The sequence below is a fragment of the Rhizobium sp. USDA 4016 genome, from assembly GCF_056279705.1.
The window spans coordinates 2,441,096-2,464,233 of record NZ_JBWCCY010000002.1; the positions used below are offsets into that span (position 1 = coordinate 2,441,096).

General features: G+C 57.8%; 19 protein-coding genes. 11 read left to right on the forward strand and 8 right to left on the reverse strand.

From position 1 onward, the window contains the following. The first annotated feature begins 7 nt into the window (after positions 1 to 7). A complete protein-coding gene (locus tag ACZ9DP_RS12790; RefSeq protein ID WP_476202056.1) occupies positions 8 to 1,825 on the forward strand; it encodes a sigma-54 interaction domain-containing protein in 1,818 nt (605 codons plus the stop codon). Positions 1,826 to 1,916: 91 nt separating this feature from the next. Here the strand turns inward: ACZ9DP_RS12790 and ACZ9DP_RS12795 are convergent, their stop codons facing one another. From ACZ9DP_RS12795 to ACZ9DP_RS12805, 3 genes are read right to left on the reverse strand one after another with little or no spacing between them, the layout of a single operon-like run. Then, positions 1,917 to 2,930 carry an amidohydrolase family protein gene (locus tag ACZ9DP_RS12795; RefSeq protein WP_476202057.1) on the reverse strand — a complete coding sequence of 338 codons (1,014 nt, stop codon included), beginning with the start codon at positions 2,928 to 2,930 and terminating at the stop codon, positions 1,917 to 1,919. Positions 2,931 to 2,944: 14 nt separating this feature from the next. Further along, a complete protein-coding gene (locus ACZ9DP_RS12800) occupies positions 2,945 to 3,709 on the reverse strand; it encodes an SDR family NAD(P)-dependent oxidoreductase (RefSeq protein WP_476202059.1) in 765 nt (254 codons plus the stop codon). A gap of 21 nt (positions 3,710 to 3,730) precedes the next feature. Continuing rightward, a complete protein-coding gene (locus ACZ9DP_RS12805) occupies positions 3,731 to 5,200 on the reverse strand; it encodes an NAD-dependent succinate-semialdehyde dehydrogenase (RefSeq protein WP_476202060.1) in 1,470 nt (489 codons plus the stop codon). Between the two features lie 371 nt (positions 5,201 to 5,571). Here ACZ9DP_RS12805 and ACZ9DP_RS12810 point away from each other — a divergent pair, with 371 nt between their 5' ends. Next, complete coding sequence (locus tag ACZ9DP_RS12810; RefSeq protein WP_476202061.1) at positions 5,572 to 7,233, forward strand: electron transfer flavoprotein-ubiquinone oxidoreductase; 1,662 nt, start codon at positions 5,572 to 5,574, stop codon at positions 7,231 to 7,233. 101 nt (positions 7,234 to 7,334) lie between these two features. Here the strand turns inward: ACZ9DP_RS12810 and ACZ9DP_RS12815 are convergent, their stop codons facing one another. Beyond that, entirely contained in the window at positions 7,335 to 8,198 is an 864-nt protein-coding gene (locus ACZ9DP_RS12815; protein WP_476202062.1) for an SDR family NAD(P)-dependent oxidoreductase, read from the reverse strand. 518 nt (positions 8,199 to 8,716) lie between these two features. On the opposite strand from ACZ9DP_RS12815, the gene ACZ9DP_RS12820 reads away from it, so the two are divergent. From ACZ9DP_RS12820 to ACZ9DP_RS12840, 5 genes are all read left to right on the forward strand, one after another. Next, on the forward strand, positions 8,717 to 9,589 hold the full coding sequence (locus ACZ9DP_RS12820; RefSeq protein ID WP_476202064.1) for a branched-chain amino acid ABC transporter permease: 873 nt from the start codon (positions 8,717 to 8,719) through the stop codon (positions 9,587 to 9,589). A gap of 3 nt (positions 9,590 to 9,592) precedes the next feature. Then, a complete protein-coding gene (locus tag ACZ9DP_RS12825) occupies positions 9,593 to 10,588 on the forward strand; it encodes a branched-chain amino acid ABC transporter permease (RefSeq protein ID WP_476202065.1) in 996 nt (331 codons plus the stop codon). Beyond that, positions 10,575 to 11,348 (forward strand): ABC transporter ATP-binding protein, encoded by a 774-nt coding sequence (locus ACZ9DP_RS12830; protein WP_476202067.1) that lies wholly within the window; start codon positions 10,575 to 10,577, stop codon positions 11,346 to 11,348. Before ACZ9DP_RS12825 ends, ACZ9DP_RS12830 begins: the two co-directional genes overlap by 14 nt. Continuing rightward, the gene (locus tag ACZ9DP_RS12835) at positions 11,335 to 12,033 is read left to right on the forward strand and encodes an ABC transporter ATP-binding protein (protein WP_476202068.1); all 699 of its coding nucleotides are present in this window, start codon (positions 11,335 to 11,337) and stop codon (positions 12,031 to 12,033) included. The genes ACZ9DP_RS12830 and ACZ9DP_RS12835 overlap by 14 nt, the downstream gene beginning before the upstream one ends. Positions 12,034 to 12,184: 151 nt before the next feature. Further along, positions 12,185 to 13,378, forward strand: a complete 1,194-nt coding sequence (locus ACZ9DP_RS12840) for an ABC transporter substrate-binding protein (RefSeq protein ID WP_476202069.1) — start codon at positions 12,185 to 12,187, stop codon at positions 13,376 to 13,378. A 215-nt stretch (positions 13,379 to 13,593) separates the two neighbouring features. Here the strand turns inward: ACZ9DP_RS12840 and ACZ9DP_RS12845 are convergent, their stop codons facing one another. Beyond that, positions 13,594 to 14,823: an NAD(P)-dependent alcohol dehydrogenase gene (locus tag ACZ9DP_RS12845; RefSeq protein WP_476202070.1), complete on the reverse strand. Its 1,230-nt coding sequence runs from the start codon at positions 14,821 to 14,823 to the stop codon at positions 13,594 to 13,596. A gap of 351 nt (positions 14,824 to 15,174) precedes the next feature. On the opposite strand from ACZ9DP_RS12845, the gene ACZ9DP_RS12850 reads away from it, so the two are divergent. From ACZ9DP_RS12850 to ACZ9DP_RS12860, 3 genes are all read left to right on the forward strand, one after another. Then, positions 15,175 to 15,894 carry an ABC transporter ATP-binding protein gene (locus ACZ9DP_RS12850; protein WP_476202071.1) on the forward strand — a complete coding sequence of 240 codons (720 nt, stop codon included), beginning with the start codon at positions 15,175 to 15,177 and terminating at the stop codon, positions 15,892 to 15,894. Next, on the forward strand, positions 15,891 to 16,664 hold the full coding sequence (locus ACZ9DP_RS12855; protein WP_476202072.1) for an ABC transporter permease: 774 nt from the start codon (positions 15,891 to 15,893) through the stop codon (positions 16,662 to 16,664). Before ACZ9DP_RS12850 ends, ACZ9DP_RS12855 begins: the two co-directional genes overlap by 4 nt. A gap of 162 nt (positions 16,665 to 16,826) precedes the next feature. Beyond that, positions 16,827 to 18,023: an IS256 family transposase gene (locus tag ACZ9DP_RS12860; protein ID WP_476202074.1), complete on the forward strand. Its 1,197-nt coding sequence runs from the start codon at positions 16,827 to 16,829 to the stop codon at positions 18,021 to 18,023. Between the two features lie 356 nt (positions 18,024 to 18,379). Here the strand turns inward: ACZ9DP_RS12860 and ACZ9DP_RS12865 are convergent, their stop codons facing one another. Beyond that, positions 18,380 to 18,700, reverse strand: coding sequence for a carboxymuconolactone decarboxylase family protein (locus ACZ9DP_RS12865; RefSeq protein WP_476202076.1), 321 nt, complete (start codon positions 18,698 to 18,700; stop codon positions 18,380 to 18,382). Positions 18,701 to 19,225: 525 nt separating this feature from the next. On the opposite strand from ACZ9DP_RS12865, the gene ACZ9DP_RS12870 reads away from it, so the two are divergent. Next, positions 19,226 to 20,281 carry an ABC transporter substrate-binding protein gene (locus tag ACZ9DP_RS12870; RefSeq protein WP_476202078.1) on the forward strand — a complete coding sequence of 352 codons (1,056 nt, stop codon included), beginning with the start codon at positions 19,226 to 19,228 and terminating at the stop codon, positions 20,279 to 20,281. A gap of 457 nt (positions 20,282 to 20,738) precedes the next feature. On the opposite strand, the gene ACZ9DP_RS12875 is transcribed toward ACZ9DP_RS12870, so the two are convergent. Further along, entirely contained in the window at positions 20,739 to 21,908 is a 1,170-nt protein-coding gene (locus ACZ9DP_RS12875; protein ID WP_476202080.1) for a MalY/PatB family protein, read from the reverse strand. Between the two features lie 2 nt (positions 21,909 to 21,910). Beyond that, positions 21,911 to 22,954, reverse strand: a complete 1,044-nt coding sequence (locus ACZ9DP_RS12880; protein WP_476202082.1) for a DUF3737 family protein — start codon at positions 22,952 to 22,954, stop codon at positions 21,911 to 21,913. Positions 22,955 to 23,138 lie beyond the last annotated feature (184 nt).

Sequence of the window (23,138 nt, forward strand, 5' to 3'; positions counted from 1 at the left end):
GGATCCGGTGGGAGAAAAAACGCTCGCATTGGCAACGCAAGTGGTGTGCCAAGCTCGAAGACCTTTCAGTTTGGCCGCCTCGACCGGGATCCCGGCGCATTGTTGCGGGAAAGTGTTGCCAACGGCTACAAAGTGTGCCTTGTTTTGTCTTTGGAATGGGAGGAAATCGCAAATGCCTGAAACAGAGACAGGTCTCAGCGGGCTGATCTTACTCGACGAGAAAAGGCACGCCACCGCAGCATTCGGCTCCGGTTTAGACCCCCGAGTGAAGGCGGTCGTTACCGCCGAAGAGTGGATGCGCGACGCATGCGATCGACGCATCGTTCCGGTTCTATTGACCGACAGGCAAATCCTTGCGCTGGTTACGGAAATCGGAGAAGGATATTTGATCTTGCTGTCGGATTCTCCATCCGACACCGTCTTGAGCTTTTTTCTCAACGTCGATTTTGCCTACGACATTATCAACCATGTGCTCACCGACCCCTATGATGCCATGGCGATCGTCGACGCCAAGGCGCGTTTGGCGTTCATTTCTCCAGTCCATGAGAAGTTCTTCGGATTGCGACCTGGCCAGGCGATCGGCAAGCCCGTCAAGGACGTCATTGAGAATACGCGCCTTCCTCACGTCGTGCGAACAGGAATCGCTGAGGTCGGCCAGATCCATCATATGCGCGGTCAAGAGCGTATCGTCTCGCGCCATCCAATCCGCCACAATGGCAAGGTCGTCGGCGCGATCGGTCGCATCATGTTCAAGGGCCCGCAGCAGGTGGAGGCTCTGGCACGGCGCATCAACGAGCTTGAAGAAAAGGTTGCACAATACCAGAGCGAGAGCGCCGAGCTCGCCAAAGCTGACAAATTTCTCGAGGCGATTATCGGTCAAAGTTTGCCCGTGCAGTCGGTGCGTCAGCAGATCAGGAAGATTGCGCCGATCGACATTCCGGTTCTGATCCAGGGTGAAAGCGGTACTGGTAAGGAGCTGGTCGCCCAGGCGCTGCACATGCTCAGCCCGCGTCAGGACGCACGTCTGGTCAGTGTCAACGCCGCCGCTCTGCCGGAGTCCCTCGTAGAAAGCGAACTTTTTGGCTACGAACCTGGGTCATTTACCGGTGCCGATCGAAAGGGTAAAGCGGGCAAGTTCGAGCAAGCCGACCGCGGCACGATCTTTCTCGACGAAATCGGCGATATGCCACTGGAGGTTCAGACCAAACTCTTGCGCGTACTGCAGGATCGTATGGTCGAACGCATCGGCGGCGAGAAGCCTAAGCGCGTGGATTTTCGCCTCTGCAGCGCCACCAATCGGGATCTCGAGCAGTTCGTTGAACAGGGCAAATTCCGTCTCGACCTGTTTTATCGCATCAGTCCGGTGCGCATAGATCTTCCACCGCTTCGTGATCGTCTCGAGGATATCCCCCTACTTGTCACGCACTTCGCACGAGAGCTTGCCAAACAATACGGGCGGCCCGAACCGGAGATTGAGCTGAACGTCCATGATTTCCTCATGGAGCAACAATGGCCTGGCAATGTCCGGCAGCTGCGCCACTTCATTGAGCGCGCATTTGTCTTTGCCGAAAACAACCGGCTGACGGTAGGCGACTTCCGTCAAGATCGGGCAGCAGCTGCGACCGCAGCCGTTCCAAAGTCCTCACCTACAACCACCAGCGCAAAAGGTGGCGGCTCTCTTAAGGAAGCGATTGATGTGCTTGAGGCACAACTGATCACCGACGCCCTCATTCGCTTCAAAGGCAACAAGAAAAAGGCCGCCGAGCATCTCACGATCTCACGTTCATACCTCTACAAGCGAATGGAAGAATTGCATCTTGAATGATGCTGCCGCGCGCGGTGCCGCCGATGCGAAAAGACTGAGAAGGTTGAACAAGGTCGAGGGCTCCGGCGTGCCGCCAATACTCTGCATCGGACTAGATCAGGCTCTTTAGATCAAGCTCGTACGCCTTGGCGGCGGTGCCGTGAAACAGATCAGCCTTTTCGCTGGCCGACGCGCCAGAGACAATGTGTTTGAGCGCATTGAAGATCGGCACGAAGCCGCAGGAACGGGCGTCTGGCGGATAATTGCTTTCCATCATGCACCGGTTCGGGCCGAAGGCCTCGATCGCCGTTTCGACAAAGGGGCGCCAAGTGTCGGCGAGTTCGCGGTAACCAACCGGTTCAATGTGTTCATGGAAGCCAAATCCCCAGATCGGCATGCCAAGCCCGCCGATCTTGCAGAAAACGTTTGGCCGTCGGGCGACCTCGCGCAGATTGCTGCTCCATTCCTGGAAGAGGGCCTTGCGCTCAGCGTCAGTGTGCTCGAGACCCATCGCTACTGTCATATGGTTGACGATGATCGCGGTGTCGGGAAAGTCATCGGCAAGACTGCCTATGTCAGGAAGCTGGAGATGAAAGCCGGTGGCGTCGAAGCTAAGATTGCGCTCGGCCAATTGACGGAAGCCATCGCGAAAGTTTGGATGCCGAAAGACCCCCGCCGGCGGCCGTCCGGTAAAAAAGAAGCGAAATGGAGCATCGCTTGGATGCTCCATCGTGATCTGCCGAAACCCGCGCAGCCGGTCAGGAGCGGTCGCAATCGCGCGATCGAAGAACTCCCCCAGAGCATTTCCGAACCGCAGATCCACATAGCCGACAATTGCGGCACAGACCCGAACATCACCGTAAGTTCCGCTGTCGCACATGGCGCCCACGCCGTTGGCGAATTCGATCTCACCGAGCGGGCGCATCATCTCGGGGCCGGATTTTTTGTGAAAGGCCGAAGCCTCCACGTAAACGCTCGCGACGATGCGGTGACCGGCACGAGCGTCCTCCAAATAATCCTCCAGCATGTACCGCAAAGCGGGCTTGTCGAAGAGGTGATGGTGAGAATCGATAATCGGCAGATCGGGGTCGAGAATGGGTTCGTTACGTCCATCAAGACGTTTCATAGATCGATCTCCTCTCAGCCGGCCATGTAGGCGCCGTCGACGACGAACGTGCCTCCACTGGCGTATCTGGAGCGGTCGGAAAGGAGCCAGCACGCCATTTCGGCGATGTCCTTGGGCGCTGCCAAGGAGCCGAAGGGGATGCGCGAGAGAATTTCCGGCCCTCTGCGCGACATGGTGTCCTTCAGCATACCTGTGTCGGTGTACCCAGGGCATACAAGGTTCACACGCACGGTTGGGGCATATTCAAGGGCGGCCGTTTTGGACAGACCGACCACGCCATGCTTGCTAGCAGCGTAACCCGCTGTCGTACGAAAACCGGTCAGTCCGGCCAGGGATGCCGTGTTAACGATCGCACCTCCCCCCTGGGACACCATCTGCTTCAATTCAGCCCGCATACAAAGCCAGGTTCCCTTCAGGTTCACCCCAATGACATGATCGAAGGCGTCCTCCTCCCAATCGGCAACCGACTTGCCGCCTTGTCCGATTTGGCCGCCGGTGATGCCCGCGTTGTTGAAAGCACCGTCGAGCCGCCCCCAAGTGGACACGACCTTGGAGATCATCGCATCGACCGTGGCGCCGTTTAAAAGGTCGACGACGATCGGGAGACCTTCTGCACCTGCGGCTCTCACCGCCTCGACCGTCGCGACGGCCCCGTCTTCCGAAATGTCGGCGGCAGCGACACGAGCGCCTTCGCTGGCTGCCAGCAGGCACGTCGCCCGCCCGATCCCCCCAGCTGCACCCGTAACGAGAACGACCTTTCCTTCAAGTAAGCCTGACATCTTATTCTCCCAAAATGTGATTTATACCATAGCCAGCCGATGGAGGATCGTTCGGCTCGTCATGTAGGACTCCAGCGATTCACTCCCGCCTTCCTTGCCAATCCCGCTTTCCTTCAAACCGCCGAACGGTGCCTCCGCCCCCGGACTGCCGAAGTTGTTGATTGCGACTGATCCCGCCTCGAGCTCGTTGACAAACGTCGCAACTTCAGACGAAGAGTTGCTGAAAGCATAAGCCGCAAGGCCGACCGGAAGGCCATTTGCAACCCGCAATGCCTCGCCCATGTCGTCAACGGGTAGGCAGAGCGCCAAGGGGCCGAACGGCTCCTCCGTCATTGCAGCCGCATCCAGTGGTACATCCGAAAGAACAGTGGGTGCGAAATAGCTCCCGCTGTTGCCGACCCGATGCCCCCCTGCCCTTATCCGTGCACCTCGCCCGACGGCGTCTTCCACGAGTTCGGTCAACTGTGCGACAGCGCCCTGGTTGACCACCGGTCCCATCTGGACGTCAGCGGCAAAGCCGTCGCCCAACCGAAGTTCTGCCGCCAGCCGACCGAACTCTGACACGAAGAGCTCATAGACATCCCTATGGATCAAGAAGCGCGTCGGCGAAACGCAAAGCTGTCCAGCCATACGGAATTTGGCGGCAGTGGCCATTTGGGCGACACTTTCCGGATTGACGTCCGCCCCGATGAGCACGGGCGCATGTCCTCCAAGTTCCATCAGCACAGGCTTCATTGCGTCGGCGGCCAGACGGCTCAGATGCTTTCCGACCGCCACCGACCCGGTGAGGGTGATCATCCGCACGACCGGCGAGGCGATGAGGGTTTCCGAGATTTCGGAGGATTTGCCGAAAACCACATTGAGAACGCCCTCGGGCAATCCGGCATCGATGAAACACTGGGCAAAGAGACACACTGTTGCCGGGGTTTCCTGCGCGGGCTTGATGATGATGGAGCATCCCGCCGCGAGTGCGCCGCTGATCTTGCGCGCGGGCGAGCTCAGTGGAACGTTCCACGGCGTGAACGCTGCGACCGGACCTATCGGCTCGCGAGTAACGAACTGATGCATTTCGCCATCGACCGGAAGAATCCTTCCATAGGTGCGAAGTCCCTGTTCGGCGTCCCAGTCCAGGAATGTGCTGGCGCGCGCCACTTCGGCCCGGGCGTCGACGATAGGCTTGCCCTGCTCCAAGGTGATCACACGAGCGATCTGATCCGCTCGCTGGCGCACGAGTTCAGCGGTACGATGCAGCAAGGTCGCCCGGCGCGAAGCAGGCGTCGTCTTCCATACGCCGAACCCGCGCAATGCAGCCTGCAGCGCGGCTTCAAGGTCAGTAGGCGTCGCCCGTGGAATGACCCCTATGACGGAATCATCGCTTGGGTTCAAAACCTCGGCCGAGGGCGCGCGATCGTAGATCCAACGTCCATCGATCAAAAGTCCGATACGAGGGTAGCCAGTGACCTCTGTGACTTCCTGCTCTGCTGCTTTCATTTCCGATACATCCTTGGTGTCGTTTCTGCGTTCAAGGCTGGTCTCTAGGATTTTTTGTCCTCACCCGTGCCGCGCTGTCGAATCGGAACTCGCTTCAATTCGGCGTCGTCGATAACCTCCGTCGCTAATTTTTCCCCGTCCTCTTCGACGAGGATACAATCAAAAAATACTCGAGTTCAGCATGCTCACGGCCGCAATCGCCGTGCCAGTTTAAAGGATAGAGCTGAAAAGGATCGGTGAGGCCGTTGGCTCTATCGCGAGTAAGAAATTTTGAATTGAATCGCTGAAAGTGACGCGGCGCTCCGACTTTGGCCGATGATTTGCGTCTGCGGAGAAACCAAAGCCTCAATGCGTAATTCTAGAAGTAAGCCATGGCACAAGACGTAATACCCGAACGCGAGAGCATGGAATTCGACGTTGTGATCGTCGGTGCCGGACCTGCGGGTCTTTCGGCAGCCATCCGGCTGAAGCAGGTCAATCCGGAGCTTTCCGTCGTCGTGCTCGAAAAGGGGGCGGAAGTCGGCGCGCATATCCTCTCCGGCGCCGTCGTCGATCCGATCGGCATCGACCGGCTGCTGCCGGATTGGCGCAGCCAAAGCGATCATCCGTTCAAGACCGAGGTGACCGCCGATCATTTCCTGGTGCTCGGTCCGGCCGGTTCCGTCCGCCTGCCGAATGTCGCCATGCCGCCCTTGATGAACAACCACGGCAACTACATCGTCTCGCTTGGAAACGTCTGTCGCTGGCTCGCCACCAAGGCGGAGGCACTCGGCGTCGAGATCTATCCGGGCTTTGCGGCAACCGAGGTGCTCTACAACGACGACGGTGCGGTCATCGGTGTCGCCACCGGCGACATGGGCATCGACAAGAGCGGCGAGCCAGGGCCGAACTATACCCGCGGCATGGCGCTCATCGGCAAGTACACGCTGATCGGCGAAGGCGTGCGCGGCTCGCTCGCCAAGCAGCTGATCGCCAAGTTCGACCTTTCGAAGGGCCGCGAGCCGCAGAAGTTCGGCATCGGCCTCAAGGAGCTCTGGCAGGTCAAGCCGGAGCACCACAAGCCTGGCCTGGTGCAGCATTCCTTCGGCTGGCCGCTCGGCTTCAAGACCGGCGGCGGCTCGTTTCTCTATCATCTGGAGGACAACCTCGTCGCCGTCGGCTTCGTCGTCCACCTGAACTACAAGAACCCCTATCTCCATCCGTTCGAGGAGTTCCAGCGCTTCAAGACGCACCCGGCGATCCGCGGCACCTTCGAGGGGGGCAAGCGGCTCTCCTACGGTGCCCGCGCCATCACCGAGGGCGGCTACCAGTCGGTGCCGAAGCTTTCCTTCCCCGGCGGCGCGCTGATTGGCTGTTCGGCGGGCTTCGTCAACGTGCCGCGCATCAAGGGCAGCCACAATGCCGTGCTGTCGGGCATGCTGGCGGCCGACAAGATCGCCGCGGCAATCGCTTCGGGCCGCGCCAACGATGAAGTCGTCGAGATCGAAAACGACTGGCGCAAGAGTGATATCGGCAAGGACTTGAAGAAGGTCCGCAACGTCAAGCCGCTCTGGTCGAAGTTCGGCACGGCGCTCGGCGTGGCGCTCGGCGGCCTCGACATGTGGACCAACACGCTGTTCGGCTTCTCCTTCTTCGGCACGCTCGGCCACGGCAAGACCGATGCCCAGTCGCTGGAACCGGCCGCCCAGCACACAAAGATCGACTATCCGAAGCCGGATGGCGTCTTGACCTTCGATCGTCTCTCCTCGGTGTTCTTGTCGAATACCAATCACGAGGAAGACCAGCCGGTGCACCTGCAGGTCAAGGACATGGACCTGCAGAAGCGCTCGGAGCATGACATCTATGCCGGACCGTCGGCGCGCTATTGTCCGGCCGCCGTCTACGAATGGGTGGAGAAGGACGGCAAGGACACCTTCGTCATCAACGCCCAGAACTGCGTTCACTGCAAGACCTGCGACATCAAGGATCCCAACCAGAACATCAACTGGGTCCCGCCCCAGGGCGGCGAGGGGCCGGTCTATCCCAATATGTGAAGTCAACGTCCGGCAGGTTGCCCCCATCATGTCCGCCTGGCGGCCCGGCCGCGATCAAATATGCGAACACTCCGCAGCGCAAAGCCTACGGAAGTGAATCGTCAATTCATGTCGCTCCGATTGCTATATGTCCACTCGCGCAACGTCACATGCATTCCCATGGGCTGCGGGTAGAGATTTTGGGAAAACCCACCATCGACGACAAAGACTTGTCCCGTGATGAACGAGGCGACTGGAGAGGCAAGAAATACTGCCATATCAGCCTGTTCGCTCGGGAAGGAGAGGCGGCCGAGAGGGATTTGTTTCTTGCGGGTCGCGATTGCCTCTGCACTCAGATCCCGGGTTAAAGCCGGCGTCATGATGGTGCCCGGGATGACGACGTTTACCCGGATGTTATCCACTGCCCATTCCAATGCCATCTGACGGCTAAGCGCGATCAAAGCGGCTTTGCTTGGGCCATACGAGCCCGAGCGGGCATATCCATGCGTACCGGCCAGCGATGCGGCGTGCACAACCGCCGGTGACGGGCTTTCACGCAAATAAGGCAGGCATGCCCGAGCCAGGACAAGTGCGCCTCGCACGTTGATATTGAACGCTGCATCCCACGCATCGAGGTTGGCTTCCTCAAGAAATGCCGGCGTCACCGCCACCGCAACATTTATCAGCACGTCAAGGCGGCCGAATTCTTTCATTATACTTTCGACCGCGGCGTCGATATGCTGACTGTTGCCCACCTCGAGCTCGATGGCGATTGCGCGATCGCCGCGTTTGACGATCTCGTCGACCACGCGGCAAGCGCTTTCGAAATTACGATCCGCCACGCCTACGAGGCCGCCATTTGCAGCAAAAGCACGCGCACAAGCCGCGCCCATGCCGCTTCCCGCACCGACCACCAGCGCGGCAAGTCCGTCGATTGTCGAATTTCGCATCCAATCTAACGGCCTGATGTCTTCAGTTTCGCTCATACCATCGATCCCTTTTTCAATGCATATAGCGATCGACCTCGCAAATCTGATGCCAGTTAATTCGCGCGATGAGGTCAGGGCGGACTGGTCCCAAAACGGAAGTGTTCTTTTAGACGACAGCCTGTCTGCGGCCGCGACAGACCTCCTTGGTCCCTTGCCGGTCCTTCGTCGTCAGGTGCGAAAGCGCTCGTGCTCATGCGGGATCCTGCTAGGCAGAAGCCTCTGCCGCGCCGACTATAATGGCGCCTGATACCAACTCCCCCGCCTCTCGCACACTGGCACAGAGATTGCGCTTCAAATCACGAGCCGTGGCCAATGCGGTGACTCCAGCCAGTTCGCCAATTGCTCGGCGAAGCCTGATTGAGGTCGATCGAGTGGGCAAAGGGACAGCAAGCGTGGGATTGAAGGGGCCTGGTCGCCTCTATGGTAGGCTTGCTCACCTTTAAAAACGGCAATTAGGGCGGGAAGAGCCCTGGGCACCGCGCGTCGGCCCGGCGAAGGTCTTTGGGAGGAATACAGTGGACTTGCATACTATTGCAGCGATCAGCGTCAGCGGCCTCAGCCTTGGCACACAGTACGCACTTATCGCTATCGGCTTCACACTAATCTTCGGGATCATGGGCGTAATCAATTTCGCCCATGGCGGATTCTATGTGTTGGGCGGGTACATCGCCTTCTCGCTATTCCATGACCTCGGAGTGCCGTTCTTTGTGGCGGCAGTCGTCGCGGCTATCGCGACCGGGATCATCGGCTATCTGGTCGAGATCTTTATCGTCCATAGACTCGTTGAAGACCACCTGGCCACCATGCTCGTGACGCTTGGAATATACCTGATGATGACGACGGGACTTACCGCCGTCTACGGTGCGGAACCCGTTCCGTTCAGTTTCCCGATCTCCGGTTCGTTTCGGTGGGCAGGCTTCCGTTTAACATATTCCAACATGGTGATCATTTCCGTATGCAGCTTGGCGATCGCGTCGATGTACTATCTGGTGTTCAAAACCCGGTACGGCATTGCGCTGCGAGCCATGGCTGACAACGCATCGGTCGCCACCGCGCAAGGTATACCTCCTTCCCATATGTTCCCCTTGGCGTTTGGAATTGCAACCGCCCTGGCGGGTCTTACAGGGGCTCTGGTGACGCCGATCCTGTCTCTGGAGCCGCACACCGGTGACGCCGTTCTCGGCAAAGCCTTCATTGTCGTTATTCTGGGCGGCCTCGGCAGCATCTCCGGCGCAACGATCGCAGCTTTTTTGGTGGGGCTCATCGAAGCGTTTTCGAGCGTCTACCTCGGCGGCTCGAGAGGCGCGCTCGTCCTCTTCGTCGTTGTCATGGTCATGTTGCTCATCAGGCCCCAGGGCCTTCTCGGCACTGTTACTCGAAAGGCTTGAGCAATGACCCCAGATCGCCGCCGGGACTTTATTCTCGATTTCGCAAGCGTTCTCATACTCGTTCCGCTGCTTGCTGTACCGTTCGTCTCCAGCAATCCCCTGTATTACTCGCTCACCAACCAGGTGGCGATTGGCGTGGTCGCGGCAATGGGCGTCTACATCATGCTGCGCATGGGGCTTCTGTCATTTACCGTTCCAGCCTTCATGGCGATCGGCGGTTATGCGGCGGCTATTGTCGCCACTTCAGGCGGCTCGGACCTCCTGCTCTTGATGGCCATAAGCTTTATCGTCCCGGCACTTGTAGCAGTGCCACTCGGCGGCCTCGTGCTTCGGCTCCGCGGCGTCTACTTCATCTTCATCACCTTCGTCACGAATGAAATTCTCCAGATCGTGCTCTTCGAGGCTCCGGGGCTGACCGGCGGCGCCAACGGCATTGCTGGCGTACCATCGGCGACGCTGTTCGGCTACAGCTTTGACAGCACTGCCTCGCTTGTCTTCGTGACGGTCCTGATATGCATAGCCGCGATGGTGATCTCGCTTGTGGCCACTCAGCGGTTTCGTCCGGAATTCACGTCGATCGAGGAAAACGAGACCCTGGCGGAAAGTCTTGGCGTTGCTGTGTGGAAATATCGTCTTGTCGGCTTTGTCGTGTCAGCTGGGGTATCCGGGCTGGCCGGCTTCGCCCTCGTCAATCTCCTGTCAACGGCTCATCCGAGCTCGTTCGCATCATGGTCGGTCAACAACTACGTTGCCTACGTCTTCGTCGGGGGACGCGGCACGATGCTGGGCGGCGTGGTAGGAAGCGCCCTTCTGATCATCATGACCAACGTCTTCAGCAGCTACGCCCATCTCGCCCCCGGGATGTTTGGCCTTCTACTCGTCGTTGTCCTGACGCTGGCACCGGGAGGACTCGTGGGGACGATCGTGAAACTTTTCGACAACTCCAAATCCAGAAAAGCGAACAAGAAGGCGGAAAGGATTGCCGATGAACATGCTTGACGTTTCGCCTGCGACGGTCTCGCCGATGGGCCAAGACGACGCATTGCGCATCGAATCGGTCTCGAAACAGTTCGGCGGCCTGAAGGTCTTCCAGACCTTGTCCTTCACCCTTTCGGCAAACGAAGTGGTGGGCGTCATTGGTCCGAACGGCGCCGGCAAGACGACGCTCATCAACGTGATTTGCGGAATGCTTCGGTTGTCATCCGGTCGGGTGACGCTTGGCAACCAGGACATCTCGGGAAAGCCGTTTCACGCCGTCAGCCGGCTCGGTGTCGTTCGCAGTTTCCAGCAAACAAACACATTCCGTTCCGGCAGTGTCGAGGAAAACCTATACCGAGCTTTACGCTTCAGCGGACAAAGCGCGCAAGATCTCGGGATTAACCAGCTTCTCCACGAATTCGGGCTGACGCGTCATCTTCATGAGCGCAGCGACAAGCTTCCCTATGGCCTGCAGAAGATGCTGGGGCTTCTCATGGTTCTCGCGGTCAGGCCAAGGTTCATGCTTCTTGATGAACCCGCAGCCGGCTTGGAGCGGCGCGAGCGAACCCAGATCGACCGTTTCGTCGAGCATGCGAGACGCTTGACGGGATGCGGAATTCTCATAGTCGAACATGACATGGATCTCGTTCGCAGGCTCTGCCCGCGCGTCGTGGTCCTTGAAGCAGGTCGCCTGCTGGCCGAAGGACCGCCGGAAGAGGTCCTTTCCCGACAAGACGTGATTGATGCCTATCTTGGAGCGACCGACGATGACAATGCTTAAGATCGACAATCTCGGGGTGCGCTATGGGGGCATTACCGCGCTGCAGAACATTTCCGTTGAGGTCAAGCAAGGCGAGTCTGTTTTGCTGATCGGATCAAACGGCGCGGGCAAGTCCAGCTTGATCAATGCGATCATAGGACTTGTTCCGATCGTTTCCGGAGAGATCACGTTCGATGGGAAAGACATCTCTTCCATCCCCTGCGCGGCGCGCGCCCGCCTTGGGATCGGCTATTCGCCCGAAGGCCGACGCGTCTTCAATTCCTTGACGGTCACCGAGAATGTCATGTCGAGCACGCTTGGTTTCCCGCTCTCGAAGGCCAAGACAAACCTCGAGTGGATCCGAAAGACATTCCCGTTGCTCGAAGAACGTGGAGATCAACCGGCCAATCAATTGAGCGGTGGCCAGCAGCAGATCGTGGCTATCGCGCGAGCGGTTAGCAGGATGCCGAAATTGCTGCTGCTCGATGAGCCGTTTCTCGGGCTTGCGCCGGTGTGGATCGGACGCATCAGCGAGGCAATCCGGGAGCTGCAGCGCAACGGCACGACCATCCTGATGACCGAGCAGATGGCAAGACCTGCCTTGAAGCTGGTCGACCGGGTCTACGTCATTCGCGGCGGAGAGGTCCGCCGCCACGGCACGGTGAGCGAAATCCGTGAAGCAGCCCTGGCGGAAGAATATCTCTGATCCGCATTTTGGCATCGCGATTGCTACGTGACTGAATGCTGGGCAGGACAACGGACCCAATCGGGAATTTCTGCCGCAGTATTGGGAGGTCGCCTTTGGCCGCACCGTTGGTTGTGCCAAATCGCGCAAGACAAGTGGAGGAGGTACAACAATGACTATTCGTTCAGCGATGAAACGTGGGGCTCTTTGGGGGGCATTGCTATCTGGCGTATGTCTGTCGGGTGCACATGCATTTGCACAGGAATGCCAGATAAAGATCGGCTCGGTCGGAGGGTTTACTGGCGGCGCGGCCTCATGGGGTCTTGCCGAAAAGGCCGGAACGGAATTTGAGGCCGCCTACGTCAACGAGCAAGGCGGGCTTCAGGTCGGCGACAGCAAATGCAAGGTAAGGGTCGTCAGCTTCGATGCGCAGTCGACCGCAGCCGGCGGGGCAGCAGCATCCAACTACCTCGCGAGCGAGGGTGTGCACGCAACGGTCGGTCCGATCGTTTCGCCGGAACTTGCCGGCTTCAAACCTGTGGCAAAGCGCAATGGTCAGGTCGACTTTGCAACCTCGTTTGCGGTCGACGCGATCGCGCCGGATTTCCCGTTGGCTTTCCAGAAAGTCCCCAACGCAAACGTATGGGGTTCGAGCTTGCTCAAGGCCGCGCAGGAGCGTTTCGGGTTCAAGACGGCTGTCGTGATGGGTCCGAACGACCAAGGCGGAACTGACTCCGGCAATGCGCTCGCAAAGAACTATTCAAAGCTTGGCGTCGAGGCGTCGACCGAATGGTACCAGCGCGGCACGACGAACTTCGCTCCGATCGTAACGCGCCTGATGACCATAGATCCCGATACCGTCGAGCTCGGTCCGATGCCTCCCGGCGAAGCGGCGATCCTGGTCAAGCAGATGCTTGAAGAAGGATATGAAGGTGTGTTCGGCCGATCGGGCACCGGAACGGATGCGATTCTGGCAGGCTCAGGCGGTGCGGAGGCCCAGAAAGGTTTCTATTGGGTGGAATCCGTCCCGACCGAAGATCCGGGCATCCTGAAGCTGAACGCCGATTACGAGCGCCTGATGAAGGGCAAGGTCCCTGACAATTCGCTCTTCTACAACGCGCAGATCGCAGCCGAAAACATCCTGAAGGCAATCTCGATTGCCGGCACCGACCAGGACGGCGAAAAGATTGCCACGGCGCTCCGCCGCATGACGCCTGAATCGCGATATCTCGGCAAACTCGGCTGGCGAGGCAAAGCTGAATATGGCGTCAACCAGCAGCTTGCGATTCCAGTCGGCATGGGCATCATCATAGACGGCAAGAAGCAGCAGCAGGTACGGATCGACACACCTTCCGAGCAGCCCTAAACTTGCCAATTGGCCGAACGGGAATTTTGACTGTTCGGCCAACTTTGCAGGTTGAAAAATGCTCTCGTCGTTGACCGCGAACCCGTGCGCGGAGACGTGTTAGATCTAATTTGCAAGGCCCCGGCAGTCTGGAGCAAACTCTCTCAATTGCAACTTGCCGCGTCTTACCTTCGTTGCTTGTTAAGCAGGCAACATTCCTTACAAGAGCAATCAGGCTAAGGCGTTGCTGCTGTACCAACAGCGATTACGAACCGATACTTGACGTCGTTCTTGATCATCCGATCGTAGGCAACATCGATTTGGTCGCCCTGTATCAGTTCAATGTCGGCGACGATGTTATGCTCGGCGCAGAAATTCAGCATTTCCTGCGTCTCTGGGATCCCTCCGATCAGCGACCCCGTGAGGGATCGACGTCGCCGGAAAAGGACCCGCATATCCGGAGACTGGTGAGGTGTGTTCGGCACGCCGACCATCACCATGCTGCAATCACGCTTCAACAGGACGAGGTATTCGTTGAGGTCATGACTTGCCGAGACCGTATTCAGAATAAAATCCAGTCGTTCAGCGTAGTTTTCCATCTCCGGCTTGTTTGTTGAGACGACTACTTCGTTCGCGCCCAGCATGAGCGCATCCTCGCGCTTCGCTTCGCTTGTCGTGAACGCGACGACGTTGGCGCCCATCGCACGGGCAATCTTGATGCCGACGTGACCGAGGCCCCCGATACCGACGATTCCCACGGCCATGCCTGACCGGACATTCCAACGGCGCAAAGCAGAATACGTGGTGATTCCGGCGCAAAGCAGCGGCGCAACGGCCGCAATCTGAGCTTCGGGATGACGCACGCGCAGCACATAACGCTCATCGACAACAATGCGCTGGGAGTAGCCGCCCATCGTATAGCCGGGCGGATCGATGGTTGGTGAGTTATAGGTATTTGTGAAGCCGTGACCGCAGAATTGCTCAAGACCTTCGAGGCAGGCATCGCAATGCCTGCAACTGGCAACGATACACCCCACGCCGACGACGTCACCGACTCCATACAGCTCGACGGCATCCCCGATCGCGATGATGCGGCCGACGATTTCGTGCCCGGGAACGCAAGGAAACTTGGTATTCTGCCAATCGCGGACCTGATGCAGATCAGTATGGCAGACGCCACAATACGCGATCTCGATTTCGACATCCTTCGACCCGGTCGGCCGGCGTTCGATTTCTATTGCTTCGAACGTGGCGGTACGCGATGCAGCTGCGTATGCTGTGACAGTCCGGGGCATCGGTTTTACTCCAAGCATCTCGACGTTAATATCGCATGCCGCAAGGCACAGGCTGCCGCCGGCGTCGTTCAGATCGGTCCCTCCGTCGCAAACTCGGTGCCAGAACAAAGGCCTTTCGTCAGAACCCTCACACGGAACAGTGGAAACGTACGGCAATCGACGGTTCCCCACTGGCGATCGTTCCCGTCGCAATGGGTTTCGCCCGAAATGCCGAACGAATTGCCTCCCAAGTCGATCATTCGTCGAAATGAGAGCTCACCAGGGTGGGTTGGCACACGCATTGCGACCCTCTGAAAACAATCGCGCCGATGCTTTGTCCCCCGCGCGAGATCGAATGTCCGCGGGACGGCGTCACGAGGTCACCGACAGTAGTTGGCTAAGGGAGGAAAAATGAACAAAGGCGCAAGAGAGCTTCACGCTGTCCCCAACCGACAGGGGAACGGATCGGCGTCGCCTGCGGGTGCGAAACCGATAATTTCGTTCGCAAGCGTTTCCAAAACCTTTGTGGTGGACGGGAATGAAATGCAGGCGGTAAGAGACGTCAATCTGGCCGTCAGCGAAGGCGAATTCATCACGCTGGTGGGGCCATCCGGATGCGGAAAGTCCACCCTTCTCAACATGGTCGCCGGCCTCTTTCGCTGTACGGCCGGGTTAGTCGTCTACCGCGGGGAGGAAGTCAAGGGGCTCAACCGCAGGGTTGGCTACATGACGCAAAGCGACCATCTGCTGCCCTGGAGGGATGTCGCCGGCAACATCGCCGTTCCGCTCGAGATTAACCGCATGCCTCGAAAGGAGATGAAGGACAGGATTGACGAGCTCCTTGAGCTTGTCGGCTTGAAAGGGTTCGGAGGCAGCTACCCGTCGCAACTTTCCGGCGGCATGCGAAAGCGCGCGGCGCTCGCCAGGCTTCTGGCTTATGATCCCGAAACACTGCTGTTCGATGAACCCTTCGCTGCGCTCGACGCTCAGCTGCGCCTGAGAATGCAAGTGGAGATGCGGCGCATCGCGCAGCGGCTCGGCAAGTCAATCCTCTTCGTAACGCACGACCTCGACGAGGCGGTGGCACTCGCGGACCGCTGTGCGATCTTTTCGGGAAGACCCGGCACAATCCGGGAGATCCTCGATGTCCCGCTGCCCAAAGAGCGCGACCTTTTACGCCTCAGGCATGATCCGAATTACATCGAAATCACTGCGCGCCTCTGGGACGAAATGGCGCCCGACATCGACAAGGAGCTGCAATGAACATGACGCTCGCACTCTCTCGCCTGGCGCTTCTGTTGGCCTTCCTGGTTGCTTGGCAGTTCGCCTCCGGGCCGCTGATCGACCCCTTGTTTGTCAGTTCTCCGAGCCAGATCGCTCAAGTCTTCTGGTCCTGGGTCGTCGATGGCAGCCTTCTGTTTCACACCACCATCACAGCGACCGAGGCCTTCGTCGGATTCCTGATCGGCGCCGGCGTCGGCATGATGCTCGGCGTTTTGCTCGGCCGCGCCACGGGCTTGGCTGATCTGCTCAATCCATTTATCGTGGCATTTTACAGCTTGCCGAAGATTGCGCTCGCCCCGCTGTTCATCATCTGGTTCGGGATCGGGATGGACATGAAGATCGTCTTGACCGCAACTGTCGTGTTCTTCCTGGTCTTCCTGAACACCTATACTGGCGTCCGCGGCGTCAGCCCGGAACTGGTTGCGATCCTGCGGCTGATGGGTGCCAACGAAAGCCATGTTCTGCGAAAGGTCGTCGTACCTGCGGCCATTGTGTGGGTCTTTGCAGGTCTGCGCCTTTCCGTACCCTATGCCGTCATCGGCGCAATCGTCGGAGAGATGATCGCAGCCAATCGCGGGCTCGGCTATCTGCTCACCTACTCTTCAAGCCAGTTCGACACGCCAGGGCTGTTTGCTGCGCTGATCGCAATTATCGCCTTGTCGGGTCTTTTGAATCTTGGCGTCACCCTCCTCGCGAAGATCGCCATGCCTTGGCAGAAAATTGAAAGCCGGCGGGAGGTGGCTGTCTAACCGCTGAAAGGAAGTGAGACCCAGCGGTTGCGGCGCTCGCACATGGTCAGGCTCTTAGCCGCGAGGGTAGTGTGCTGAAGGTTCTGCAAATTCCGAAATGGGGGCGGTCATGGCAAGCTGGTGATGTTCAAGCCACCTGATTCCCTGATGAGGAACGTCGCCATGACCAAGACGGAAAGTAAGACAGTCAGCGCCGCAGTCAAAGACATTCTTGTTTCCAATCCCGATGGCCTGCGGGAAATCATCCGCGTAATGATGCAGGAAGGGCTGGAAGCCGAGATGGAGCAGGCTTTGGGCGCTTCGAAGAGCGAACGCACCTCGGAGCGGCTGGGCTACCGTTCGGGGTACTATGGCCGCACGCTGATCACCCGCGTCGGCAAGCTGGAACTGCGCGTGCCGCAGGATCGTTCGGGCCGCTTTTCCACCGAGCTGTTCGAGCGCTATCAGCGTTCTGAACAGGCCCTCGTTTCGACCTTGGCGGAGATGTACGTCCAGGGTGTCTCGACACGGAAGGTGAAGGCGATCACGGAAGAACTGTGTGGGCATGCCTTCTCCGCTTCGGCGATTTCGGCGATCAACAAGCGGCTGGACGAAAGCCTCAAGGCTTTTGCCAAGCGACTGCTTCCCGAGCCTTTCCCTTACCTCATCCTCGATGCCCGCTATGAGAAGGTGCGCGAAGCTGGCGTGGTCAGGAGCCAAGCGGTGCTGATTGCGATCGGGATCGACTGGGACGGCCGCCGTCAGGTCCTGGCTGTCGAGATGGCCAATCGCGAGAGCAGCTCGTCATGGAAGGACTTCCTGCTTGGCCTGACGACGCGAGGCCTTCACGGCGTTGAGTTTGTTGTCGCCGACGATCATGCCGGCTTGCGCGCCGCCATTCGCGAAGTGCTCAACGCAGCTGCCCATCAGCGCTGCTACGTGCATTTCCTCAGGAATGCGCTCGATCATCTGCCGCGCAAGGCCGACGGCGACTGCCTGCAGGAACTACGCTGGATCTACGACCGCCGGGATCTCGCCGAGGCACGTGCCGATCTCGCCCAGTGGCTGGGAAAATGGCAGGGCAAGTATCCCAGGCTTACCGATTGGGTTGAGGAAACCATCGAGGAGACACTGACCTTCTATCGGCTGCCTCGCCGGCACCACAAGCACATGAAGTCGACCAATATGCTGGAACGCTTCAATGAGGAGATCAGGCGCCGAACCTATGTCGTGCGTATCTTTCCCAATGCGGCCAGTTGCCTGCGTCTGGTACGGGCGCTTGCCGTCGAAACGCACGAGAACTGGCTCGAAGCCAACCGCTACATCAACATGGAGGACCTGAAAGAACACAAGAAGATCATGCTCAAAGCAGCCGCATGACCAGCTTCATGACCGCCAATTTTGCAGAACTTGACGCACACAACCCGCGAGTGGCTGGAGCCTGACCGCACATCCGCAGGCCGCAGCCTGCATTCACCCGGTTTTTCCGAAACACACATTCCAGGAGATCTCCTCGGCATTTTGCGCTGGGGATGGGCTGGGGCGCAAACCCCGCAAGACCGCCTTGCGTCTTCAAGTCGAGGCGAAACTGATCTCAAACATTTGCTCGTACAGGTGAGAAATGTCATCGAGATTGGAGGTTCCTCCAAGCTTGTAGGCGGCGATATCCTTGAGGATTCAGAAGGAGACGACGCGCCACTGCGCCGCCGAGCGAACCGAGGCCCCGTCACCTCCCGTTAGTCGTTATCTGTTTCCAACAGGTCCAAGGCTGCTTTTCCTGCACCTAGCCCCGTGGGCCAACCTGCATAGAAGGTAACTTGCATAATCAGTCCGCGGATCTCATCGAGGGTGAGGCCGCATTCTACTCCTCGCCCTAGCCATACTCTAAGCTCCTCCGGCTTGTTGAGAGCGGCCAGGATCGAGCAGGTAACAAGGATCCGGTCGCGATAGGACAATTCCGGTTGCTTCCAGACGTCGCCAACCAAAACGCTCTCTCGAATTCGACCTAGCTGCGGCACCGCCTTGTAGACGCGCTCCGGCTCAATACCTGTACCCATAAGGGCTTCCTCCTTGATCGTGACGTTATTCAGATGGCGAGCAGTTTGATCTCGCCCTATGGCGTTCCTTCGCAAAAACGAAGCCAACGTGTTGGCTGGTGAGACGTGAGATCGATACAGCGTGGTTAATCGAGTGAGGACGCAGGCAGACGCGGCAGTTTGATCGTGGCGGCAACATTGTGTCTCCATTGGATCCACTTTAGGCCGGGGTTCCGCACGTCCATCCCACGGCCGTTCGCAAGCTACCTCTACTTGGAACGAGCCCGACCGAGGCTCGTAGACCGTGCGCTCTGCTGCTTGGCACGGGCATTGCGAGGTTCATCAGTACTGTTTTGCGGGGGCCACGTCCTCGAACAGTAGAGGACCCGTCCGCAAGACAAACACAACCCGTGGTTTTTAGGTCGGGCTTTGGACCAAAAGAGCAAATCTAAGGGCCGGTGTGCGCGAGGAAACGTACGCCAAGCACGGCTTCAGTGCCATCACGAAAGCGCGCGCCCAAGTCAAAATCTTATGGAGGAGAAGACGATGAAGCACAAACGAACAACACCAAAATTGGCAATGCTGGTGCTTGCCATGGGAGCGATGTTCCACGGTACCACATATGCCCAGGAGCGAGATAAGGTAGTTCTTACACACTCCACCGTAAATTTCGCGTTCCTTCCCTTACTTGTGGCAGAGGCGATGGGATACTTCGATAAAGCTGGCTTGGACGCCGAGGTCCTCAAGACCGGCTCTGGTGCTAAGGCGATGGCTGCTGCCGTTTCTGGGGACGCTGATGTAGTTCTCGGCTCGCCAATCTCGGTGCTTCAGGCGCGCGGGCAAAACGCCCAGTTGGTCCTTTTCAGCGCCCTCATTACACAGGTGAACTCGAACCTTGTCGTGACCAAGAGCTGGGCGGAAAAACACAACATCACAGACAACAGCACGCTCGAGGAGCGGCTTGCAGCTTTGAACGGCATCACCATCGGCGTTACCGGAGTGGGGAGCGGCAGTGATCAGATCGTTCGCTACCTTGCCAAGCTCGGCGGCCTCAACCCCGACCGGGACTTGAACATTGTTGGTCTTGGCAGCGATGCAAGTACCTACCTTGCCGCGTTGCGTAATAACAGGGTTGATGCTGCGTCGATTTCGGCACCGACGAGTCAGATTGTTATTTCCGATCTTGGTGGCGTAATGTTGTTCAATAATTCGGGTGGGGCAGTCAAAAATCTCGACGGCTATTTTTACATCGGGGCTGCCGCTAATAGGAGCTGGCTCGACAAGTATCCCAGGGCGGCTGAGAAAGTAGCCTTGGCGATGCAAATGACGCTCGACGCGCTCGCGGATCCCGATGAGAACTTGAAAGTTAGAGACCGGGTGCATGAGAAATTCTTCCCGGCAATTAACAAAGCTGTGTTTGACGCTGTCTGGCCTAATGAAATCAGAAGCGCACCGAAGAGCGGAATAGTTACCCAAGAGATGATGCAATTCATCGTGGGCCATTCCGAAGAGTTCACCGGCTCAAAAGTCGATCCTTCGTTGATCGAGGGATCTTACGACAACTCGTTTGCGGATGCCGCCGAAAGGACGCTCCACAAATGACCGATTCAGACAGCACCCTTTCGAAGAGGCAGCCGCTTGTGCGTTGGGCAAGTGGCTTTCCATGAAGTGCGAACCGGTGCGCGCCGGCACCGTTGGCGCGCTCTATATAGCCCGGTCCAAATTGCCTCAGCCCGCTCGGCTGTGCCGCGGACGAGTTGGTCGGCTTGATTGGGCACCGGTGCCGCGTGCCGCCTGCCCGATCGCTCGGAGTTGCCTCCGGAGAACCACACGTATAAGCGGAATCTCTGCTCTAAGGTTGGCTTAGATGCCGGAAACAAAGAGTACGATGAGACGACCGCGCCGGAACTTCGGCGCCCTGCAGACATCGAGACGGCACGATCGGGTCACTTGGCACGCCGGCGACCAGTCAGTTTGCGGCCGACCGCGCCACGTAATACTCGTGAAATGTGCACGCGTCTGTTATATGTCAGCAGCCAGATGCTTGGGCCTAAACGGCTCAGGGGCGGACACTTCCAAAGACCTTCCTGATCCTGTCCAATCCCTGCTCAAGGGATTGCCTGGGGCATGCAATATTGATCCTGACGAAACTCTGGCCGCTCGGGCCATACAACTCCCCTTCGTTGAGCCATAGCTTGCCCTCATGTTTCAGTTGCGCCGCGATCGCGACCGATGACATATTCAGGGCAGAACAATCGATCCATACCAGATAGGTCGCCTCTAACGGCAAAACTGAAAGCTGCGGGAGGTGCTCTTCGAAAAATCCGCGAAGGTATTGGTAGTTTTCGAAGAGATAGGCTTTCAGCTCATTCAGCCACGTTTCCCCAGCATCGTAGGCCGCGATCAGAGCCTCGACCCCAAAGGGATTGATCTCGCAAACCTCGTGTACATTGAGAGTCTTGTCTATCTTGGCGCGGATATCGGCATCAGCAGCCAGAATGTTGGCGACCTGCAAACCTGCAAGATTGAATGCCTTGCTGGGCGAGGTGCATGTCACCGAGCCGAGCAAGAACCGGGGATTGATCGACGCAAACGGAACGTGCTGATGCCCGGCGAAAACGAGATCGCAGTGGATTTCATCCGAAATAACGAGGACGTTGTGCTTGAGACAGATTTCACCGATTCGGGTCAACTCCTCCTGCGCCCACACTCTTCCAACGGGATTGTGAGGGTTGCACAACAAAAACAATCGAGCGCGCGGGTCGCTTGCCTTCCGCTCAAGATCATCAAAGTCGATCGAATATCGGCCATCGTTATAGATGAGATCGTTATAAACGGTTTCGCAGCCTTGGTTGCGAATCGACGAGAAGAAGCAATTGTAGACAGGTGATTGTACGATCACCTTGTCTCCCTGCTGCGTTAACGCCCGGATGATTGCCGACAAAGCAGGTACAACCCCGCTGGTAAAGAGTAGCCATTCCCTTGAGAAGTCGAAGCCGTGGCGGCGCGAGAACCAGTTAGTGATGGCGTCGAAATATGCGGTCGGAACCTTCGTGTACCCGAAAATCCCGTGTTGGACCCGCTTCTCCAACGCCGCGATTATGGAGGGCGCGGTGCGAAAGTCCATGTCCGCTATCCACATCGGCAGCATGTCGGGATCAGTCGTGAAGTCCCATTTGTAAGAACCGCTGTTTCTACGGGAAACGATCAAGTCAAATTGAGATTGCATACTTAGGCCGCCACGGTCGTATCGGCTTCAACTTGGCAGGCACCGGGGTTAAGGCAATTTTCGTCGATGATGACCTCACCGATGCTCCTGGCCCTGATGTGTCCGCCCTTTGGGTTTTTTACGCTCAAGATGTGGCTTCTGACATCCGCTGTCAGCGTGCTGTACTCAAAGCACAAGTTTGTATCAATCATGACACAATTTTCCATAACCAGATTGGTCGCGTAGCAGAGTGGTTGCGCACCGCGGATCTCGCAATTCACGAGTTTCAGGTTCTTGGAATGCCATCCGAGGAATTCGCCATCGAGGACGGAATCGTAGACGGTGACGTTCTCGGAGTTCCAGAAGGCGTCCTTGGAATCGAGCTGAGCGTTTCGGATGACGACGTTCTTGGCATCCTGGAAGGAATAGTTGCCCTGTAACTTGAAGCCATCGATCCGGATGTCCGAGCCGTACATGAATACGTAGTCCGCACCGCGCATCTCGACGTCGCGCATGCTAATGTCATGGCAGTTCCAGCAACACTCGGCAGCATTGGGAAATTGGGTGTTCTCGATCTGGAGGCGGCGCACCTCGCGAAACATTTTAGGAGCTTCGACAAGGCAGTTAGTCATTCGAAGGTTTTGCGAGTACCATAATGCAGCGCGAGCATAGACGGTAAACAGGCAGCGATCGATCGTTGTCTGATCGTTGTGCCAGAACGGATATTTTCCCATGAACTCGCAATCGCGCGCTTCGACATCGGTACAGTGCTTGAGCGCAGATTCACCGGGATAAAATTTCACGCTCTCGAGATGGAGATGCTTTCTTGCAAACAGGGCGCGCTCGCCTTCGAAGAACTGGTTGTCGACGCGTAGCTTGTTGACGTTAACGTTCATAGTAAATCTTTTGCTGGTCTGAATGAGTGGGTTCGGTTTTGACGCTCGTGCCCGATGGCAGGATATTACGCTGGTCGGGTGCCACGCGGCCGGGATGCGTCGCGGCGTTTGCGGCACTCGGCTCGAAAATAGTTGGCGAACCGACCTCTGATTAGTTCCTGAAAGCTGCATGAACTTATGAGAAGAATTCATAAAAGCGATTGCCGAGCGGAACTCACTTTGGTGCCGCTGAGCGATATGTTGTCATCGGAGTGATCCACTCCAAGTTGGCAACCGGCTGAGTTTTCCGCTGCCGAACTCCGGATTTTGCCAATCAAGCCGAGCAACTCTGCGGCGCAGTCGAGCGGCCACAAGG

What these genes read in the sequence shown, in the direction of transcription:
- ACZ9DP_RS12795 (WP_476202057.1), bottom strand. Translation starts at nt 2,930, where the DNA reads ATGAAACGTCTTGATGGACGTAACGAACCCATTCTCGACCCCGATCTG.
- ACZ9DP_RS12800 (WP_476202059.1), bottom strand. Translation starts at nt 3,709, where the DNA reads ATGTCAGGCTTACTTGAAGGAAAGGTCGTTCTCGTTACGGGTGCAGCT.
- ACZ9DP_RS12805 (WP_476202060.1), bottom strand. Translation starts at nt 5,200, where the DNA reads ATGAAAGCAGCAGAGCAGGAAGTCACAGAGGTCACTGGCTACCCTCGT.
- ACZ9DP_RS12810 (WP_476202061.1), top strand. Translation starts at nt 5,572, where the DNA reads ATGGCACAAGACGTAATACCCGAACGCGAGAGCATGGAATTCGACGTT.
- ACZ9DP_RS12815 (WP_476202062.1), bottom strand. Translation starts at nt 8,198, where the DNA reads ATGAGCGAAACTGAAGACATCAGGCCGTTAGATTGGATGCGAAATTCG.
- ACZ9DP_RS12825 (WP_476202065.1), top strand. Translation starts at nt 9,593, where the DNA reads ATGACCCCAGATCGCCGCCGGGACTTTATTCTCGATTTCGCAAGCGTT.
- ACZ9DP_RS12830 (WP_476202067.1), top strand. Translation starts at nt 10,575, where the DNA reads ATGAACATGCTTGACGTTTCGCCTGCGACGGTCTCGCCGATGGGCCAA.
- ACZ9DP_RS12835 (WP_476202068.1), top strand. Translation starts at nt 11,335, where the DNA reads ATGACAATGCTTAAGATCGACAATCTCGGGGTGCGCTATGGGGGCATT.
- ACZ9DP_RS12840 (WP_476202069.1), top strand. Translation starts at nt 12,185, where the DNA reads ATGACTATTCGTTCAGCGATGAAACGTGGGGCTCTTTGGGGGGCATTG.
- ACZ9DP_RS12850 (WP_476202071.1), top strand. Translation starts at nt 15,175, where the DNA reads ATGCAGGCGGTAAGAGACGTCAATCTGGCCGTCAGCGAAGGCGAATTC.
- ACZ9DP_RS12855 (WP_476202072.1), top strand. Translation starts at nt 15,891, where the DNA reads ATGAACATGACGCTCGCACTCTCTCGCCTGGCGCTTCTGTTGGCCTTC.
- ACZ9DP_RS12860 (WP_476202074.1), top strand. Translation starts at nt 16,827, where the DNA reads ATGACCAAGACGGAAAGTAAGACAGTCAGCGCCGCAGTCAAAGACATT.
- ACZ9DP_RS12865 (WP_476202076.1), bottom strand. Translation starts at nt 18,700, where the DNA reads ATGGGTACAGGTATTGAGCCGGAGCGCGTCTACAAGGCGGTGCCGCAG.
- ACZ9DP_RS12870 (WP_476202078.1), top strand. Translation starts at nt 19,226, where the DNA reads ATGAAGCACAAACGAACAACACCAAAATTGGCAATGCTGGTGCTTGCC.
- ACZ9DP_RS12875 (WP_476202080.1), bottom strand. Translation starts at nt 21,908, where the DNA reads ATGCAATCTCAATTTGACTTGATCGTTTCCCGTAGAAACAGCGGTTCT.
- ACZ9DP_RS12880 (WP_476202082.1), bottom strand. Translation starts at nt 22,954, where the DNA reads ATGCAGCTTTCAGGAACTAATCAGAGGTCGGTTCGCCAACTATTTTCG.